1 protein-coding gene is annotated in these 316 nt (G+C 48.4%); it reads right to left on the minus strand.

From position 1 onward, the window contains the following. Window positions 1-18: 18 nt before the first annotated feature. A partial coding sequence (locus PSSD_RS26075; RefSeq protein ID WP_153011542.1) for an IS3 family transposase occupies window positions 19-316 on the minus strand: 298 nt, incomplete at its 5' end.

Below are 316 nucleotides of genomic sequence, written 5' to 3' on the forward strand. Positions count from 1 at the left end.
TGAATCGCCACGGATAATCTAGACACTTCTGAGCCGTTGATAATACTGGTTTTCATATTCAGTCGGAGGCATCTGCTCGCTCGAACCATGCCGACGCTTACTGTTATAAAACATTTCGATGTAATCAAAAATATCGCTGCGGGCTTCTTCCCGCGTTCCGTAGATCTTTTTCTTTATCCGCTCGCGTTTCAATAACTGGAAAAAGCTTTCTGCAACCGCATTATCGTGGCAGTTACCACGACGGCTCATGCTGCCCTCCAGGCCGTGTGATTTCAGGAACGACTGCCACTCATGGCTTGTGTACTGACTGCCCTGG

It is taken from the genome of Type-D symbiont of Plautia stali (assembly GCF_001485335.1).
Lineage (GTDB): Bacteria > Pseudomonadota > Gammaproteobacteria > Enterobacterales > Enterobacteriaceae > Pantoea > Pantoea vagans_C.